Raw genomic sequence first — 18,506 nt, 5'->3', positions numbered from 1 at the left:
TCACCTGCCCTGGCAGGATTACTTAACGGAGATTGTCCAGGTGCCAGACGTTTGCGCCAAATAAGAAGCGCCACTCGGCAATTCTGAAAAATCATAAAAACGTTTAACGATGGTGTGCTTCGCTTTCAAACCGTCGATTTCAGCCAATAGGTCGGCATCGTATGCGTTTGGGGCATAGACGACATCCTTTTTCATCGACTTCGGTTGATCCAACAGATCCAACACGCCACGCAGATCCAGGCTGAAACCGGTCGCCGGTTTATCGACACCGAATTCAGAACCAATACCGTCGTAACGGCCACCACGAGCTAATTGATACATCTTGCGACCGGCCGCATAACAACTGAAAATCATCCCGGTGTGATATTGATAACCCCGGATATCGGCCAAATCGACATGAATGGTCAAATTACCAAACGCGGTGAAATGTGCCAAAACGGCTTTGAAGTGAGTTAAATGGGTTGCCATATCCTCCGACACGTCGGCCAACACATCCATTTTCGCCATCACATCCTCGGCACTGCCGCACATGGACAACAATGCATTGAAGGCATCCGTCAAAGCCGGCGACAAGGAAAGAGAGGCAACAAAATCGTCGTATTCCGGAATCGACTTACGCAACAGAATATCCACCATGGTTTCCTGTTGGCTTGCACTCAACCCGACTTGATTCATCAGGGTATCCACCACCGAAACGTGTCCCAGACTGAGGGTCAAATCGTTCAAACCAATACCGTTTAACGACGACACCATCAACTCGATGACCTCGATATCGCTTTCCACACCAGAGTGACCGAACAATTCCGCACCGACTTCAATCGGGCTACGGGAACCTTTTGCACGGTTATTTCGGGTTTTCAGAACTTCCCCAACGTAACACAGACGTTGAATGCCTTTTTGCTTGATACGATTCGTGGCGATACGGGCGACTTGCGGCGTCATATCGGCACGAACCCCCATCATCTTACCGCTTTCCTGATCGGTAAAACGGCAGGTGTCCACAGCCAGGTGTCGACCTTTCCCGGTCAACAGCGAATCCGTAAATTCCGCAATCGGTGGCAGTACCAAATCGTATCCGGACAGTTCGAAACCATCCAATAATTGACGGCGATAGTACTCGAGCTTTTTTGCCTCGTCCGGCAATAAATCTTCGAGCCCATCCGGCGTAAACCAAATATTTTGTTGCATCACAGTCTTCTTACGTAAAAATAAATAATAAAATCATGCCGATGGAAATGCTGATCAAGCCCATCCACCTTAGCTTCTTGTCATCCAGCTGTATCAACTCCGCCATCGTGCTTCGCCAAACACGGGGAAACACAAACGGTAATAGCCCTTCAATGACGAATACCAGCGCTATCGCGCTGAGCAGTGCCTCAAACATGAAACCGCTCCCATCTTCCCGAAACCGACTGTCGAGAAGGCATAAAAAAGGTGGACTGAACCACCTTTATGTCACATCAAATTGTTTTCGGTTCAACCATTCGATTATTTCTGCTGGTTGAAGAATTTGAAGAAATCGGACTTCGGATCCACCACCATCATGTCCATCTTATTGTTGAAGGACTGCTGATAGGCATTCAGGCTTTGATAGAATGCGTAGAAATCCGGATCCTTGGAATAAGCTTTGGCATAAATATCGGCGGCAGTTCCATCCCCTTCACCGCGCACTTTTTCGGCATCACGGTAAGCATCCGCCAAAATAATCGTTCTTTGACGATCGGCATCGGCTCGAATACGCTCGGCCGCTTCAGAACCTTGCGAACGCAAGTCTTTCGCCACACGGTTACGTTCGGCTTCCATACGTTGATACACCGAATCACTGACGTCTTGCGGCAAGTCGACCCGTTTGATCTTAACGTCAACAATGTCGATACCAAAGTTACTGACCGATTCACCTGTGTTCGCTTGGATTTCTTTCACAATCACGCGACGGTCCTGAGAAATCACTTCCTGAACGGTACGGCTCCCGAATTCGGCACGCAAGCCATCTTTGATGATTTGCGCCAAACGCAAATTCGCCAAACGGATATCACCGTTCATGGCAGTATAGAACTTCTTGGCATCACTGATACGCCACTCAACAAACGAATCCACCAATAGGTTTTTCTTTTCACTCGTCAAGTAACGCTCCGGCTCAGCATCCAATGTCTGCAAACGGGCGTCAAACAAACGCACGTTGTTGACGAAAGGTGTTTTGAAATGCAACCCAGGCTTCAAGTTATCATCGACGATTTCACCGAAACGGAAAACCAGTGCGGTTTGACCTTGCTGGACGGTAAACAAGGCATTACTGCCAATAAACAGGACAGCCGCGATAAAAATAGTAATAACGGATTTCATCTTAGCGAAGCTCCCTTGTTCTCAAGTAGTCACGAATGTTGTTTTGCGACGGGTTCCGGTTAGAAGCCGAACCGCTGTTGCTGCTACTGGACGAACCAGTGCCCGATTGAGACGACACATCGTCCGGTACTTTGAACGGTACATTATTGCCTTGGCCGGACATCATCTTATCCAACGGTAGGTACAATAAATTGGTGCCACTGTCGGCCGCGACGAAGACTTTCGAAGTCGAACTGAACACGTTAGTGATGGCATCCAGATACAAACGCTCACGCGTCACGCGTGGCGCTTTTTTGTATTCCGCCATAATGCTTTCGAAACGGCTGGCCTGACCGGTAGCACGTGCGATGACTTCATCATGATAAGCACGGGCTTCTTCGATTTGACGAGCGGCTTGACCACGCGCTTTCGGCAAAATGTCATTTGAATAAGCTTCCGCTTCGTTGATCAAACGCTCTCTGTCTTCTCGCGCCTTGACCACATCCGCGAACGCGGACTGAACCTGTTCAGGTGGTTGGGCATCCTGCAAGTTCAAGGAGGTAATCACTAAGCCGGTGTTGTAGGCATCCAGGTTTTCCTGCGTTAACGCGCGTACTTTGGACACCACTTCATCCCGCCCTTCGGTCAATACGAAGTCCATGGTATTTCGGCCGACAATTTCTCTCAGCGCACTCTCGGTCAAATCACGCATGGTGATATCCGGTGCGGCGACGTCGAACAGATATTTTTTCGCGTCACTGACTTTGTACTGAACGGCGATACGAATGTCGACGATGTTCTCGTCTTTGGTCAGCATCAAGGCTTCGGACGGCACACTGCCGTTGCGGTTGCGGCTGTCGGAACGGTAACCGATTTCAGCCGTACGAATACGATCCACATTCACCAAGGTGACGGTTTCGATCGGCCAAGGCAAGTGCCAGTGCAGACCGGCCGTGGTTTCATGAGTGTAGGCCCCAAAACGTTTGACCACCCCTCTTTCAGGAGAGTCGACCGTATAGATGCCGCTCAATAACCAAAGCGCAATCAATACGATGACAATCAAACCGGTTCCTTTGGCGCCACCGAACTTATCGCCCGTGCCGCCTAAAAATTCCTGGGCTTTTTTTAAGGCTTCCTTCAAGTCCGGATCCTGGTTCGATCCATTCGGTTTTCTTGAATTATTAGGACGGTTGTTGTTCCCCGAGTTGCCCCATGGGTCTTGTCCAGGTTTTCCCGGCTCATTCCACGCCATTATTTTCTCCAGAAAATTGAAAATCAGTGCGTCATTTTAAATTTTATCGAACGAAATGTCATCAATTAATCCCCTTGGCTTCGGGATTAATTTATTTAATTGGACATGGTTTTTGAATCCATGCATTGAAAAGCGGACAAAGCCGTCAGTTTTTCGACGTTATCACTTGATATTCGAGGATTTCATCCCACTTTTGAATCTGCTCGGACTCCATCTCGGTCAAAGACATCTTGAAGACGCTGTTACCGGCCTCATCGAACCCTTCTTCCAAAATGGTGCCCAAGGTATACAGCTCGGAACGACGCTTGCCCGCTTTAACATCCAGCACCAGCCGAACCGTCAGAAACCGCCCGCGGAAATAAGCCGCCACGGCATCCATCATTAATTCGATGCCCGATTGCTCACGCGCGGAAATCCAAACCCGCTCCGGCAAGCCTTCATCATTTAAATCCACATGCGGCGCCACCACTGGTTCCAAGCGGTCGATTTTATTGAACACCAGCAACTGCGGCACTTCTTCAGCACCGACTTCTTTAATGACCTCGGCCACATCCGCCATTTTTTCGGCGCGGTGCGGATCGGCGGCATCCACCAAGTGAATCAGCAAATCGGCTTCGCTGGTTTCTTCCAAGGTGGAACGAAACGCTGCCACCAAGTCATGCGGAATGTGCCGGATGAATCCGACCGTGTCCGCAAAAATAACCGGACCGGCACCCGGCAGGTGCACCTTACGCAGAGTGGAATCCAATGTTGCGAACAAACGGTCTTCGGCATACACACCCGCTTGCGTCATCTGGTTGAACAAGGTCGATTTTCCGGCATTGGTGTAGCCGATAATGGTCACGGTCGGTAAATCCGATTTCTGACGCGAACGGCGCCCCAAATTTCGCTGCTGACGCACCTTTTCAATCCGGGCTTCGAGCTGTTTGATTTTGCCTTGCACCAAACGACGGTCGGTTTCCAACTGGGTTTCCCCCGGACCGCGCGCGCCAATACCGCCTTGACGATCCAAGTGACTCCAGCCTTTGACCAACCGGGTCGACATACGTTTGAGTTGTGCCAATTCAACCTGCAACTTCCCTTCATGCGACCGGGCACGTTGCGCGAAAATATCCAGAATCAAACCGACTCGGTCCAATACCTGACAATCAAGAAATTGGCTTAAATTGCGTTCCTGAGCCGGGCTCAACGCATGATTGACAATCACCACATCCGCTTCGTGCATTTCCACCGCGAGCTTAATTTCCTCGGCTTTGCCTTTGCCGATAAAAAATTTCGGGTCGGGCGACTGGCGCTTGGTGGTAATCAATTCCTTGACTTCGGCACCGGCGGAATCCACCAGTTCATAAAACTCTTCCAGCACTTCACGATCGGATTCATGATAAAAATCCACATGTACCAGTATCGCTTTTTCCAGTACCTTCTGTTCGAGTTTTCCAAATAATTCCATGCGTTAACAGACTGCTTTCAAGCACGCTTGAGGTGTGTAGAGGTGATGATCAAAAAAGGTTCGAAGTGTATCCGTGAAAACCTGACTATCCGAACGGCATCCGGTTTTTCACGACAATATTGGACAGGCTCCGCAATGGAGCCTTGTTCGATCTTATTCGGCCGGCTTCGCTTCGGAAGCGTCCGACGTATCAAATTCATAAGCCTTAGGGTCACGCGCCGGCACGATGGTCGAAATCGCGTGCTTATAAACCATTTGCGTCACATTGCTGCGCAACAGCACAACAAATTGGTCGAAAGAATCGACACGGCCTTGCAGCTTCACACCGTTTACAAGATAAATCGCCACATTGATTTTTTCTTTTCTCAGCGCGTTTAAGTATGGATCTTGTATTGGTAAAGCCTTAGCCACTTTTTTTGTCTCCATGATTATTTCCTATTTTTGTATGAAGCTATGTTCTTATAGTGTTACGAATCATTCGCCGGATTCGCTCTTCAGCGGCCTAAAAATGATAACGCCCTTGTGTATTCGTTACCGCCCCTGAAAGAATCAGATAATAACATAAACACTTTTCAATTTAAGCATTTTTATCACATCTAGCCAAGTACTCTAAAACCTCCTCCACACTTTTGTCAAGATTTGTGTGGTAAGGGTCGATGACGTGTAAATCCGTCTCTTTGCGCAGCCAGGTAATCTGCCGTTTGGCGAGCTGTCGAGTGGCGACAATGCTCTTTTCCACAAAGGTTTCATAATCGTAGGTTTGTTCGAAAAACAACCAAGCCTGGCGATAACCGACACTGCGTATCGCCGGCAGGTCACCGTGTAAACCGGGTTGCGAAAAAACGGTTTCGGCTTCCTTCAAGAAACCATCGTTCAGCATGGCATGAAACCGTTCCTCAATCTGCTGATGCAACTGCCCCCGGTCTTCCGGCAACAAAGCCACCTTGACCAACTTGAAAGCCGTCAAACCCGCCCCTTGTCCTTCCTTTTGCAATTCGGTCAACGGCCGCCCGGTCATTTCATAGACTTCCAGCGCACGCACCAGCCGCTGCGGATCATTCGGATGAATGCGCTCGGCCGCTTCCGGGTCCACCGTTTTCAAGCGGTCGTGCACGGCTTGTGAGTCTTCCAGCCAGGCCTGGTGAATTTCAGCACGCAGGGCTTCATCGGCCGAAGGCAGTTGCGCCATGCCTTTTTGCAGCGCGTTGAAATACATCATGGTACCGCCCACCAACATCGGCAACCGCCCCCGTTCAAAAATTTCCGCCACCAAGCGATGCACATCTTCCACAAAGTCGGCGGCGGAATAACTTTCACTGGGGTCGAGAATATCGATCAGGTGATGCGGCACTTTGGCCAACTCCTCGGCGGACGGTTTGGCCGTACCGATGTCCATGCCACGGTAAATCAATGCGGAATCCACACTGATAATTTCCACCGGCAAACGCTCGGCCAAAGCCATCGACAAACGGCTTTTGCCGGACGCCGTCGGCCCCATAATCGCCAAACAGCATTTTTGCTCGATTAATCGCTCGACATTCAAGGCCGGCACCATCGACATCACGTCACTCACCCTACTGCCCCCTCATAAACAAAGCATCGAGTTGTTCCATCGACAACTGCACCCAGGTCGGTCGGCCGTGGTTACACTGCGCGGAACTCTCGGTGGCTTCCATATCGCGCAACAGGGCATTCATTTCATCCACCGTCAAATGACGGTTGGCGCGCACCGAACCGTGACACGCCATGGTGCTGAGAATCTGGTTGATTTTTTCTTCCACCAACCGGGTTTCGCCCGCCACCGCCAAGTCGGCAATCATATCGTTGACCAAATGGGCCACATCGGATTTCGCCAATAATGTCGGTACACGGGTCAATTTCAATTGTTCCGGTCCAAACGGCTCGGCCTCGAAACCGAGTTTGTCCAATTCATCACGATACTCGTCCCAAATGGCGATTTGCGACGCTTCCAAACTCACCACGATGGGCACCAGCAACGGTTGCGACACCAAGCGGTCTTGTGTCCATTGCTGTTTCATGCGCTCGTACACAATACGCTCGTGTGCGGCGTGCATGTCCACCAATACCAAGCCTTGTTCGTTTTCCGCCAAAATGAACACGCCATGAATTTGCGCCTTGGCATACCCCAACGGGTGCTGCTGCTGGGTCGCCGATCGAGCCGCGTCGATTTGCGCACTCGACTCGGCTTGCGCCGCTTGAAATTGACGAATCAATTGCTCGCCCGGTTCCATGGCATAGGCCGGCACCGGCTCGTTCACCCCGTAAACATTCTCGTTTGACGTGTCACGGATTTGAAATTGCATCGCCGCCTGATAAGCCGATTCGTTTGGCGTTGTCGCTTCAAAACGGCCCGATGCTATCCCAGCCTTGCCGACCGGAGCGGCCGCCTCGGCATGACCGCCCGACACGCCGACCGGGCGCGTCACCGCTTCCCGAACCGAACGGCGCAGAAAGTCATACACCCAGCGACCATTGGCAAAACGCACTTCATACTTGGCCGGGTGCACATTCACGTCCACCAGTTCGTGCGGAATCTCCAAAAACAACACATACGCCGGATGCCGACCGTGATACAACACATCGGCATAGGCCTGCTTGACGGCATAAGACAGCAAACGATCCCGCACGATACGACCGTTGACGAACACGTATTGCATGTCGGTTTGACTGCGGTTAAACGTGGCTTGGGCCGCCCAGCCCGACAAACGAATGTCCTGCGCTTCAAACTCCAGCGCCAGACTCTGTTCCACAAAAGGGCCGCCCATCAGTTGTTTTAAGCGCTGGACCAAAGCCGTTTCGTCCGATGCGGCCTGCACATGGCGCACCACTTTCTGGTTGTGTGTCAATTTAATGGTGACGTCCGGACGGCTGAGCATCACCCGCTTGACCAATTGTTCAATGTGCATAAACTCGGTGCGCGCGGCGCGCAGGAATTTCTTACGGGCCGGCGTGTTGAAGAACAAATCCTGCACATCCACTTGCGTGCCCTGCGGATGCGCTACCGGTACCGGTTCCGACCAATTCCCTTCGCCTTCACCGCGCAGTTGCCAGGCGGCTTCTTCCTCTTTGAAACGGCTGGTCAACGTCAACCGCGACACGGAACCGATACTCGCCAAAGCCTCACCGCGAAAGCCCAGTGTCGCCACAGCGGTCAAATCCTTGGCGGTTTGAATTTTACTGGTGGCATGGCGGCTCACCGCCAACTGCAATTGCGATTGTCGAATGCCGGCGCCGTTGTCCGACACCACGATGCGCTTTTCGCCCCCTTCTTCAATCTGAATATCGATTTGAGTTGCACCCGAATCGAGCGCGTTTTCCAGTAGCTCCTTGACAACGGAAGCGGGTCTTTCCACCACTTCCCCGGCGGCGATTTGGTCGGCGAGATGTGAGGGCAATAAAGCAATGTCTTGCGGTTTGTTTTTCGGCATGAAAATTCTTAGTCGGTTTGTTTATGAAAGCGTTGTAATCGATATCCGATATCTAAATCCGGTTCATGGATTCGGACGGTTTTATGCTCGTCATTATAGCGATTTATGCGGGGATTATCAGCGGGGTTTTGAAAGCGAAAGAAGCCGGTTTGCAAAGCCCAAAAACGACCAGGCCTGGTAAAAAAATGCCAAGCCCCCTGAGAAGGGCCTGGCGAACGTGATATTACGTGATATTCAAAAAATGAATGTGGGTTGATTAAAATACGGTGTTTACAAGGAAGCAATCACATCCTCGGAAACCGGGATACGCAGTTTTTTGCCAACGTATAGGCGGTCCGCTTTTTGGATGTTGTTGATTTTTTTCAGCTTGTAAGTGGAAATATTGTAGTTTTCGGCAATTTCAGACAAGGTATCCCCTTTCTGCACACGGTAGTGAACGTAAAGCTGCTCACCCCAGCGAGGTTTGGTGGCGTTGCGTTTCACAAAACGATCCAGGCCGCTGACGATGGAGCGCGCCATTTGTGTTTGGAAACGGTCCGAATTCAATTTTCTCGCTTCACCCGGGTTCGAGATGAACGCCGTTTCAATCAACAGCGATGGCATATCGATTGATTTCAAGACCGCGAAGTTGGCGGACTGAACCGATTTTTTATGCAAATGGACGTTTTTCCCCATTTCACCCAGAATCACTTGCCCCAGTTTACGGCTGGCACGGATGTTCGCGGAACGCGTCAGATCGGACAGGACGAAAGCCACATCGGCGTCACGCCCTTTCAACTTCACATCCTGCAAGGAAGCGTTTTCGGATTTCGCCAAAATACGCGCCATCACACTACTGGCACCCGTCGTGGATAAAATATAAACCGAACCGCCACGCGCTTTCGGATTCGGGAAAGCATCTGCGTGCAGTGACAAGAAAATGTCGGCGTCTTTCTGGTGAGCGATGCGAACACGTTTATGCAATGGGATGAACACATCCTTTTCACGCGTCAAGACCGCACGCATTCCAGGTTTGGCATCAATGTATTTTTTCAGTTTTTTCGCCAATCGCAACACCACGTCTTTTTCGCGAAGGTTGTTGTGACCGATGGCACCGGTGTCTTTACCACCGTGTCCGGCATCGATGGCGACTACTAATTCTTTATTTTGCGGCGCAAAAATGTCACTGTCCTTATTCAACAGGCTTTGCGTCTGAGCATTGGTAGACATTTCTTTTTTCGCCGGCGTGACCTTGGCCACTTTCACCGTAGCTTTTTTCACCGTTTTCGGGGTTTCTTTTTGAGCGACTTTTTTCACCGCTTTTTCAGGCGCTTTTTTGACAGCGACTTTCGTTACTGGCGTTGGTTTGGCTTTTGGCGCACTTTTCTCAACTTTAGCGATGGTTTTAACCGGCTTGGATTCCGCTTTGGCTTTTTTCGCCAATACCGTCGATTGTTTGACGTTAGTCACGTCGATGACCACACGCTCGGCACCGCGCTTGTTTTTTGCCAGTGTGAAATAACGGTAATCAAAGTCGTCACGCAAATCCAATACCACACGAGTGCGCTTGGACTGGTTTTTGACGCGCGCCCCTTTGATGCGCGCGTCGAGGAATTTCATTTTCGAGAAGGTCAGTTTGTTATCCGCTTTGTAGAAATCGACCACGATACGGGCCGGGTTCTTCAACTCGGTGATTTCAAAACGGTGGTTTTTCTTGATTTCAAAGACCACACGGGTTTTATCGGTACCTTGACCCAAACGCATTTTGGTCAAGGACGCCGCCCAAGCGGTGGATGACATAACAATAACCATAACGACAACAAGCGCCGTAATGGTGTTTCTCAGGATGTTGGAGCTATTTTTTCTGATCATGGCACTACCCACTATATTTTGTATTTTAAATATCACGTGACTAGTCATAATCAATTACCGTGCCAATTTTTCCGTCAGTTTTCTGACAAACGCTTCAAAAGCTGGTTTCATGGGGGTTATGGAGATTTTTCGCCCGGTGCCGTCCGGCGATAATTCAATGCGTAAATCCGCTTCCGGCAAAATTCCGACGCCTTTGGACGGCCACTCCACCAAGGCGATAAACGGTGGCGTCATCAAGTCGCGAATCGCTAAAAATTCAAGCTCTTCCGGGTCGCATAAGCGATACAGGTCGAAATGCAGGATTGGGCCGTGTTCGGTCGGGTAGGTTTCCACCAGCGTATAGGTCGGGCTTTTCACTTTTTGGTTCGGCAGAAAACATTGGATAAAGGCTCGGGAAAAAAACGATTTGCCGGCGCCCAAATCGCCTTGCAGATAAACCACCAGGCCTGGCTGAAATGCGGATTCGTCAAGACACAGCTGTGCACAGGCTTCGGCAAAGGCCTGAGTGGCGGCTTCATCCGCTAAATGCCATTCGCATTTCTCGGAAGTTCCGTCGTTTTTGCTAGAATGTGTCTCTGAATGAACCATTGGCAACCCCAATCCTGACTGTGACCGACCTTGGCGAACGGAAAGGATGTTTTATTAAACAATCGATGCGAGACCATTCTTCAAGATGCCGGAAGCGCCATTATACCAACTTGCCGAGAAGATTAAACACTGGGGCCAGGCGCTCGGTTTTGCCGACGTCGGCATCACCGATACGGATCTGTCTGCGTACGAAGCCGATTATTTCAATTGGTTGGGCGAGCATTACCACGGCGACATGGAATATATGGCGCGCCACGGCACCAAACGCACCCGCCCCGCCGAACTCGAACCCGGCACGGTCAGCGTCATCAGTGTCCGATTGAATTATTTCGACCCGGACGCCCATTCCCCGGTCGAGCAATTGCAAGCCAACGGCCAGGCGTACGTTTCCCGCTATGCGCTGCACAAGGATTACCACAAGCTGATGCGCAAACGCTTGCAGCAGCTCGCCGCAAAAATTGAAGCCGAACTGGTGGAAAAAGCCGAATCGTTCCACTACCGGGCTTTTGTCGATTCGGCCCCGGTGTTGGAGCGCCCGCTGGCGGAGAAAGCAGGCCTGGGCTTTATCGGTAAAAACAGTCTGATTATTCATCCCCGCGCCGGTTCCTGGTTTTTCCTGGGCGAGCTTTACACCAACCTGCCACTGCCGAGCGACCCGCCATTCGACAAACAAGGCTGCGGGCCTTGCACCGCCTGCATCGACGAATGCCCGACACAGGCCATCGTCGATAACGCCGTGGTGGATGCCCGCCGCTGCATTTCCTATTTAACCATCGAATACAAAGGTGTCATCGCACCCGAATTGCGTGAAAAAATGGGCAATCGTATTTACGGCTGCGACGATTGTCAGCTGGTCTGCCCCTGGAATAAATTCACCGAAGCCACCGAAGAAACCGCCTTTAAACCCAAACACGCGCTCGACGCCGCCAGCTTATTGGAGCTGCTCGATTGGAACGAAACCGATTTTTTAACCCAATTTGAAGGCTCACCGATACGCCGAATCGGCTTTGAACAATGGCAACGCAACCTGTGCATCGCACTGGGGAATGCGTTGGAAGACACCGACCTCAGCCAACGCATTGTGCAAGTGCTGGAAAACCTTTCGAGCGACTCCGAACTGGTCTTGGAACACCGCGACTGGGCCTTGCAACGCCAAACAGACGCCCTGAGCCTTTCCGGCAAAACCACCAGGCCTGGCCGTTTTCCGAAACCGTTGAAACCCGCCGTAGCGAAAAAATACTATCTTCCAAAATAAGCTTTCAGGTTTCTTCTGATTTCTTTTTCCCAAAAAATCCAATAAGATAGATTCAAACCATCGACCGAAGGTGTTCAACCATCCATGAAGCGTCTTGATTCCAAACTATGGGGGCTTTTCTACCTGATCCTCACCGCCAGTGTGGTATTGTTCATTTCTTTATCGGTCACCAAATACAACAGCATGAAAGCCGAGTTTGACGCGCGAGCTTTCCGCCGACACCAGTCTGCTTAACCACATCATGCAAAGCACGCTGGTCGAAAACGAATTGCTACTCGACCTGCTCGGCGCACAGCTCATCGAAAACCACACCTATCAAAACCTGGCCAAAACCCAACAACTGTTCGACAAAATGCTGGCGGCCAAACCCGTACTGGCCGGTTTCGGTTTGGCGACCCCGCAAGGTGACATGGTAGCGTTCAGTTCCAACCTGGACATTGACAAAACCACCAACTATCTGGAAAGCGACATCACCCGTGACTCCTTCCAAAAAGCGTTGGTCAGCCAAAAAATGATTCTCGGACGCACTTACGATTACCCCGCGCTTGATACCTGGCTTCTGCCGATGCGAAAGGCCTTACGTGATGAAACCGGGAAGGTCGTTGCCATCATCATCACCGCCTTGAAAGTGGACGAAGCCAACTTCCTCAGTAACTTCCGCCTGGAAGAATTCCGCCATGCCGACATCATCAGCGACTTGAACTATTACCGCCTGTTCGTGACCGGCATCCCCAAAAGCGATTATGAAAAGTTCTATATGCACCCGCTGTCGGATGAGTTGCTGACGCGCTTGAAACGCAATTACCGTGAACGCTACGGGCTGTCTCTGGAAGAAATGAAGCACTATTCAACGCCCTTTGCATTCGACTTGGACTCGAAAGTCTTCAACAACAACATGTTAGGCAGTGTGGTCTATAACCAGCGCTATGATCTGTGGGTGACAATGTTCCAACCTCTCAAAACCCTCACCCCCGAATTCAGCCGAGTGATGATGACTTACAGCACCTTTTTCCTGATTGCGCTCATCATTACCTACGCCCTGTTCCGAACCATCGCCAACTATGAAGAACGCACCCGCACCCGACTGCTGCATCAGGCCACGCACGACCCGCTCACCAATTTACCCAACCGCTATTATCTGGACACCGAACTCAAACACCAATTGGAAAGCAACCCCAACCACGAATACAGTTTGATGTTTCTCGATCTGGATAATTTCAAAAACATCAACGACAACTTCGGGCATGAAACCGGTGATGCGGTCTTGACCGAAGTCTCGAAACGTTTCAAATCCCTATTACACAAAAAAGATTCGGTGATTCGTTTCGGTGGCGACGAGTTCGTCATCATCGTGCATTCGACATCGAAGGAGGTGTCCGTACTGGCACACAGCCTCATCAAGTCGCTTTCGCTACCGTTTCATATCGACGACATGCGCTTCAACCTGGGCGTCAGCATCGGCATTGCGCAATATCCGCAAGACGGCGACACTCTCAAAACCATCCTCAGCCGCGCGGACATGGCGATGTACCATGCCAAAAAGCATAAAAACGCCGTGGAGTTCTTTTCCGAAACCATGCGCCAAAACACCTTGCATAAGGTCCACCTGGAACACAAGCTCCGCCAGGCCATCAAATACAACGAAATCTACGTGGTCTATCAACCTCAGTTGGATCGGAGTCAAAAACTGCACGGTGTGGAAGCGCTGGTACGCTGGCAAAACCCGACATTTGGCGACATCTCACCGGCCGAATTCATTCCGATTGCCGAAGAAATCGGCTATATGCCGGAACTCGGTCATTACATTCTCGACACAGCTTTGCGACGTATGGCCGAATTCCAAAAAAACCATAACGTACGCTTCCGTCTCTCACTCAATGTCTCGGCCCGCCAGTTCATGAGCCATGGTTTTTATCATGACCTGACGGACGCCATCGAAAAAAATGGTTATCCCGCCGACCTGCTCACCATTGAAGTGACCGAATCCTTGTTCATTGAAGATTTTGAATACGTCCATGACTTGTTGATCCGGTTGCAACGGCGTGGCATCTGGTTATCGCTCGACGACTTCGGAACCGGCTTCTCATCCTTGAGCCTGCTGCGAAAACTGCCCTTTGATGAATTGAAAATCGATAAGAGTTTTATTGATAACGTGCTGAACAAACAATCCGACCATGGCCTGGTGGAAAGTATTATCGAAATCGGTCAGAAATTGAACATGCGCACTCTGGCCGAAGGCGTGGAAACCCTCGAGCAGCTACAACAATTATGCGATTATGGATGTGAATTATTCCAAGGTTACCATTTATCAAAACCATTGAAATATAAACAGCTTGAAGAATTTATTTCAAGCCATTCCTAGAATTAAACCCTGGCCTAATCCCTTCTAGATACGGTCGAAAATCGACCCTTGCGAGGCCGTAAAAAACTTCTCATACATACGCGATGCATAGGTATTGGTCATTCCGGCGATGTAATCGGAAATCACCCTTTGACGATCCCGTTCCGACTCGGCGCGGTCGTATTTCATAAAGGTGTTTCGCGGCAACAAGGCCTGCGGATTGGCGCGTAAGGACTTGAACAAATCCAAGGTAATCAGCTGGCCTTTGTACTCCATGCCTTTTACTTCCGGCAAGGTGATGACGTGGATATAGACGAAGGTTTTCAACAGTTCCAACACCGTCATTTCCGCTTCACCCAACTTGGCCTGATAACGCAACAGCGGATGTTCGAACACTTCGTTTTCGTCGATATGGACACTTTCCACCATAATGCCGACCATTTTACTGATGGCATGCTTACGGTCTTTGGAACGCGGACTGAACAGACGTTCCGTCATCACTTCATCCCACAATGGGTAGCATTTGAAGTCCGGGTGCTCCATGACTTCGGCTTGCCAAAGCTCACGGTTCACCATCCCCATCGCCACCGCGTCTTCCAAATCGTGAATACCATAGGCGATATCATCGGCCAATTCCATAATGGTGGTATCCAGTGCCTTATATTGGGTTTTGTGGAACCCTTTATCATTCGGCTTCAATTGCGTGAACAATTCTTTATCGGAGTCGGAAAACAAATCCAGCACCCACTCGAACTGGGCTTTTTCTTCCAAAAACACACTGGCTTTCGGCGGGTACCAACGGCTCATGTCCAGCGTTCTAAAGTCAAACGCATCCGGTTCCTGCATTTGGCTTTGATAGGCTTCATTCAGCGCAATCACTTCGTCGTAAATCGCCGGGTATTTCAAAACCCCCAGTGTGGCGCGGCGTGACAAATCGATTCCGTTTTTCGGCGTATATTCTCCCAGGCGTGCCAGAATGCGTAAGGTTTGGGCATTGCCCTCAAACCCGCCGTGCATGCGCATCATATAGTTCAAGGCCACTTCACCGCCATGACCGTAAGGCGGGTGCCCCAAATCATGCGCCAAACAAATGGCTTCAATCAGATAAAACGATGGCAGCCAATCCAAATAATCCTTGCCATCGCCGACCGTAATCAGCTGTTCCACCAGACCTGATCCAATTTGCGCCACTTCCATCGAATGAGTCAAGCGCGTGCGATAGAAATCGGACTCGTTCAAACCGAAAATCTGGGTTTTGGCTTGCAAGCGCCGGAACGAGGCCGAGTGAATCACCCGCGCCCGGTCACGTTGATACACAATGCGCGCTTCGCGGGAAGCCTGATTTTCCAGAAAATCGGTATAACGTTGTGTCCAATCTTTTTCTTCTTGAAGCGCGCGGTGCATGCCGACTCCTATAAACTTTATAAATTCGATTAATGAAACGAAAGTGCCTTACAGATGCCGCTATCATACTGAAAACCGGGACAGACCTCTAATAAAACATCCGAAATCAATTAATTAAGGCCCATCCCACGAATTTCAGCCCTGACATTTCGACGCCTTTTCGGCATTCATCCATTTAGTTTGACTATAAGTAAAATCACTTGTGAAGCCTGAGGGATTTGATACACTTAAGCTTTCAAGTTCATTCCGTTATAAAGGGATTTTCCATTATGCGTACCCTGGTTTCACGTTTTATTCTGGCGTCATTATTTACCACAAGCCTGGTCATGCTCAACGGCTGCGAGAACGCTGAGTTGCGCGAGTGTAAAGAAAAAGCCAGCCAGCTTTGGGACAGCACCAAAGACAACCCAAAAGACAATAAAGCTTACTGGGATGCCATTGAACGTTGTAAAGAAAAATACGGTTAACCGCCAACACATCAACCGCTACTCCAAAAATGAAATCCTTTAGAACCCTGCTCATCTACACGGCGAGCATTTTTGCCGTTTCGCTCGCCTATTACTTTTATGCTCGCAACAGTCTGCCACCACAACGGGAAGATGAAACTTTTCTCACGGAAATCGGTGAAGGCTTCGGAGAAGTCGCACTTTGGCTGCTCTTGTTCATCTATGCCCGCACCCTACTGAAACTGCTGTTCGAAAAAGGCTCAGTCGCCGACCGGATGGTGCCGAACATGCTTTACCAGCCGACGCAGTCTCTGGTTCAAAAACTTCTGGTGCCTTTGAATCGTACCCATGTCTATGTCGGCGTCGCCACCCTGGCCGTGACCTTCTTGCACATTTTGCTGGTCGGCTTCCATTTTGAAATCCTGCTGTTTCAAGTTGTGATGCTACTGCTGGTTTGGCAAGGCCTGTTTGGCTTTTTCCTGCGTTGGAAATTTTCACCTCGTCAATTGCGCCAGTTTTCCTATCTGGTACACGCCCAATTCCTCACCGGCATTATGATTGGTATTTTTTCTTACGTCGGCCATCAAATGCTGGATTAGCAAAATTCCACTCAATCCCTCTTTACAACTGGGGTTATAAGGCGTATTTTAGTTTTTTAGCTTTCACGCCTTATGTTCCAAAAGAGGATTACGTGTCCAACAACGTCACACACGATTACAGTGTTTCCAAGGTGTTTGCCATCGCCATCGGCATGGCCGCCATTGCCGGATTCATCAACAGCATCATGCTGATTGAATTCGGCCTTCCCGTCAGCCAAATGACGGGCATTGCCTCCCATTTAAGTGACAGCGGTTTTCACCTTGATTGGGAAGCCTTCATCATCAGCTTATCCATTTTATTGAGCTTCATTGTCGGGGCCTTTTTGTCCGGCTTCATTATCGGCCACAGCCAATACAAAGAAGATAAAAGTTACGGCACGGCTCTGTTTCTGAATGCCATCATCCTGACCATCGCCGCCTTGATGGCGTATTCGATCAACATCCTGGCCCTGATGTTCAGCGCCTTGGCTTGCGGCTTGCAAAACGCCATGGTCGCCAGCTATAAAGGCCTGCAAATCCGTACGACTCACGTCACCGGCATCACCACCGACATTGGAGTCTCCATCGCCCACCGCTTTCGAACGCACACCCGGTTCACCTGGCGAACCTGGTTGTTATTCGCCATCCTGCTGGGCTTTATCCTCGGCGGACTGATCGGCATTTTTACCTTCCATTGGTTCGGGTATTTATCTTTGCTGTTGCCGGCCGCCTTAAACGGTCTTTTAGCTTGGATATACTTTCATTCCCTGTTCAGAAAAGCCATGACACGCTGAAAACCGAGTTTTCACCAGGCCTGAGCCTTTTGATACCTGCGCACAGTGGCTTTCATGTATTTTTCATGATGAGATGAAATGTATTTTGATACACTGACTTAACATTTTTAATTTTAGGGTACGCTGAAACGCATGTATTATTCCGAAAAATTCAACAGCATCACCCACCTGGTCGGCGCGGTTTTCGCGCTGATGGGACTGGGCGCCTTGATCGCGGTGGGTATTTTGCAAAACGATGCCTTGCTGTTTATCGGCTTTCTGACATTCGGCCTCACACTGGTCATGCTTTACAGCTTCTCAACGCTGTATCACAGCTTCAAGCACCCGCTGCCGAAACGCATTTTCCAAAAACTGGACCACATTTCCATTTACCTGCTGATTGCCGGCACCTACACCCCTTTCACGTTGGTGACCTTAATCGACAGCAGCGGTTTATGGATTTTGATTATCGTCTGGTCGCTGGCGATTATCGGCATCCTGCTTGACCTGTTCATCAAAGAACGCATCGAATGGCTACAACTCGCCATTTACCTGATTATGGGGTGGATGGTCATGTTTGATTTCAGCCACTTAAAAGAAGCTTTGCCTACGGCCGGCCTATACTGGCTGGCGATTGGCGGCATCGCCTACACGGCCGGTATCATATTTTACATTCTCGACGACAAGAACCTGCTTCGTCACGCCCACGGCATCTGGCACTTGTTTGTACTGGCCGGTTCCGTCTGCCATTTCATCGCCGTTATCGGCTACATTCGTTAAGCGAATCCCGACCAGGC

Annotated in this window: 18 protein-coding genes; 7 read left to right on the top strand and 11 right to left on the bottom strand. The window is 50.2% G+C overall.

The window, feature by feature from the left end; genetic code table 11:
• Nucleotides 1-18: 18 nt before the first annotated feature.
• From EPV75_RS06040 to tsaE, 10 genes are all read right to left on the bottom strand, one after another.
• Complete coding sequence (locus EPV75_RS06040; protein ID WP_128384797.1) at nt 19-1,188, bottom strand: ATP phosphoribosyltransferase regulatory subunit; 1,170 nt, start codon at nt 1,186-1,188, stop codon at nt 19-21.
• Between the two features lie 10 nt (nt 1,189-1,198).
• Nucleotides 1,199-1,384 carry a DUF2065 domain-containing protein gene (locus EPV75_RS06035; RefSeq protein WP_029937940.1) on the bottom strand — a complete coding sequence of 62 codons (186 nt, stop codon included), beginning with the start codon at nt 1,382-1,384 and terminating at the stop codon, nt 1,199-1,201.
• Nucleotides 1,385-1,488: 104 nt separating this feature from the next.
• Complete coding sequence (gene hflC / locus EPV75_RS06030; RefSeq protein ID WP_029937939.1) at nt 1,489-2,343, bottom strand: protease modulator HflC; 855 nt, start codon at nt 2,341-2,343, stop codon at nt 1,489-1,491.
• A gap of 1 nt (nt 2,344) precedes the next feature.
• Complete coding sequence (gene hflK, locus EPV75_RS06025; protein WP_029937938.1) at nt 2,345-3,574, bottom strand: FtsH protease activity modulator HflK; 1,230 nt, start codon at nt 3,572-3,574, stop codon at nt 2,345-2,347.
• 145 nt (nt 3,575-3,719) lie between these two features.
• On the bottom strand, nt 3,720-5,024 hold the full coding sequence (hflX, locus tag EPV75_RS06020) for a ribosome rescue GTPase HflX (RefSeq protein WP_128384796.1): 1,305 nt from the start codon (nt 5,022-5,024) through the stop codon (nt 3,720-3,722).
• Nucleotides 5,025-5,177: 153 nt separating this feature from the next.
• Nucleotides 5,178-5,450 (bottom strand): RNA chaperone Hfq, encoded by a 273-nt coding sequence (gene hfq / locus EPV75_RS06015; protein WP_029937936.1) that lies wholly within the window; start codon nt 5,448-5,450, stop codon nt 5,178-5,180.
• Between the two features lie 151 nt (nt 5,451-5,601).
• On the bottom strand, nt 5,602-6,576 hold the full coding sequence (gene miaA, locus EPV75_RS06010) for a tRNA (adenosine(37)-N6)-dimethylallyltransferase MiaA (RefSeq protein WP_404811345.1): 975 nt from the start codon (nt 6,574-6,576) through the stop codon (nt 5,602-5,604).
• Nucleotides 6,577-6,598: 22 nt separating this feature from the next.
• Nucleotides 6,599-8,473, bottom strand: coding sequence for a DNA mismatch repair endonuclease MutL (gene mutL / locus EPV75_RS06005; protein ID WP_128384795.1), 1,875 nt, complete (start codon nt 8,471-8,473; stop codon nt 6,599-6,601).
• Nucleotides 8,474-8,743: 270 nt separating this feature from the next.
• The gene (locus tag EPV75_RS06000) at nt 8,744-10,252 is read right to left on the bottom strand and encodes an N-acetylmuramoyl-L-alanine amidase (protein ID WP_225972421.1); all 1,509 of its coding nucleotides are present in this window, start codon (nt 10,250-10,252) and stop codon (nt 8,744-8,746) included.
• A 126-nt stretch (nt 10,253-10,378) separates the two neighbouring features.
• The gene (gene tsaE, locus EPV75_RS05995) at nt 10,379-10,912 is read right to left on the bottom strand and encodes a tRNA (adenosine(37)-N6)-threonylcarbamoyltransferase complex ATPase subunit type 1 TsaE (protein ID WP_128384793.1); all 534 of its coding nucleotides are present in this window, start codon (nt 10,910-10,912) and stop codon (nt 10,379-10,381) included.
• Between the two features lie 85 nt (nt 10,913-10,997).
• On the opposite strand from tsaE, the gene queG reads away from it, so the two are divergent.
• The 3 genes from queG (at nt 10,998) to EPV75_RS05985 (ending at nt 14,529) form a co-directional block, all read left to right on the top strand.
• Complete coding sequence (queG, locus tag EPV75_RS05990; protein WP_128384792.1) at nt 10,998-12,167, top strand: tRNA epoxyqueuosine(34) reductase QueG; 1,170 nt, start codon at nt 10,998-11,000, stop codon at nt 12,165-12,167.
• An 84-nt stretch (nt 12,168-12,251) separates the two neighbouring features.
• Nucleotides 12,252-12,401 (top strand): hypothetical protein, encoded by a 150-nt coding sequence (locus EPV75_RS12240; protein WP_192894048.1) that lies wholly within the window; start codon nt 12,252-12,254, stop codon nt 12,399-12,401.
• Nucleotides 12,364-14,529: a bifunctional diguanylate cyclase/phosphodiesterase gene (locus EPV75_RS05985; RefSeq protein WP_128384791.1), complete on the top strand. Its 2,166-nt coding sequence runs from the start codon at nt 12,364-12,366 to the stop codon at nt 14,527-14,529. Before EPV75_RS12240 ends, EPV75_RS05985 begins: the two co-directional genes overlap by 38 nt.
• Nucleotides 14,530-14,553: 24 nt before the next feature.
• On the opposite strand, the gene EPV75_RS05980 is transcribed toward EPV75_RS05985, so the two are convergent.
• Nucleotides 14,554-15,912, bottom strand: a complete 1,359-nt coding sequence (locus EPV75_RS05980) for an anti-phage deoxyguanosine triphosphatase (RefSeq protein ID WP_128384790.1) — start codon at nt 15,910-15,912, stop codon at nt 14,554-14,556.
• A 269-nt stretch (nt 15,913-16,181) separates the two neighbouring features.
• Here EPV75_RS05980 and EPV75_RS05975 point away from each other — a divergent pair, with 269 nt between their 5' ends.
• From EPV75_RS05975 to trhA, 4 genes are all read left to right on the top strand, one after another.
• Nucleotides 16,182-16,379: a hypothetical protein gene (locus EPV75_RS05975; protein WP_029937927.1), complete on the top strand. Its 198-nt coding sequence runs from the start codon at nt 16,182-16,184 to the stop codon at nt 16,377-16,379.
• A 29-nt stretch (nt 16,380-16,408) separates the two neighbouring features.
• Nucleotides 16,409-16,957, top strand: coding sequence for a hypothetical protein (locus EPV75_RS05970; protein WP_128384789.1), 549 nt, complete (start codon nt 16,409-16,411; stop codon nt 16,955-16,957).
• Between the two features lie 92 nt (nt 16,958-17,049).
• Nucleotides 17,050-17,730 (top strand): YoaK family protein, encoded by a 681-nt coding sequence (locus EPV75_RS05965; RefSeq protein ID WP_225972420.1) that lies wholly within the window; start codon nt 17,050-17,052, stop codon nt 17,728-17,730.
• A 132-nt stretch (nt 17,731-17,862) separates the two neighbouring features.
• The gene (gene trhA, locus EPV75_RS05960) at nt 17,863-18,489 is read left to right on the top strand and encodes a PAQR family membrane homeostasis protein TrhA (RefSeq protein WP_029937924.1); all 627 of its coding nucleotides are present in this window, start codon (nt 17,863-17,865) and stop codon (nt 18,487-18,489) included.
• Nucleotides 18,490-18,506 lie beyond the last annotated feature (17 nt).

Origin of the sequence: Hydrogenovibrio thermophilus (genome assembly GCF_004028275.1) — a bacterium.
Taxonomy (GTDB): domain Bacteria; phylum Pseudomonadota; class Gammaproteobacteria; order Thiomicrospirales; family Thiomicrospiraceae; genus Hydrogenovibrio; species Hydrogenovibrio thermophilus.
Note: the sequence above shows the minus strand (reverse complement) of the source record. Positions and strands in the feature narration are given on the sequence as shown.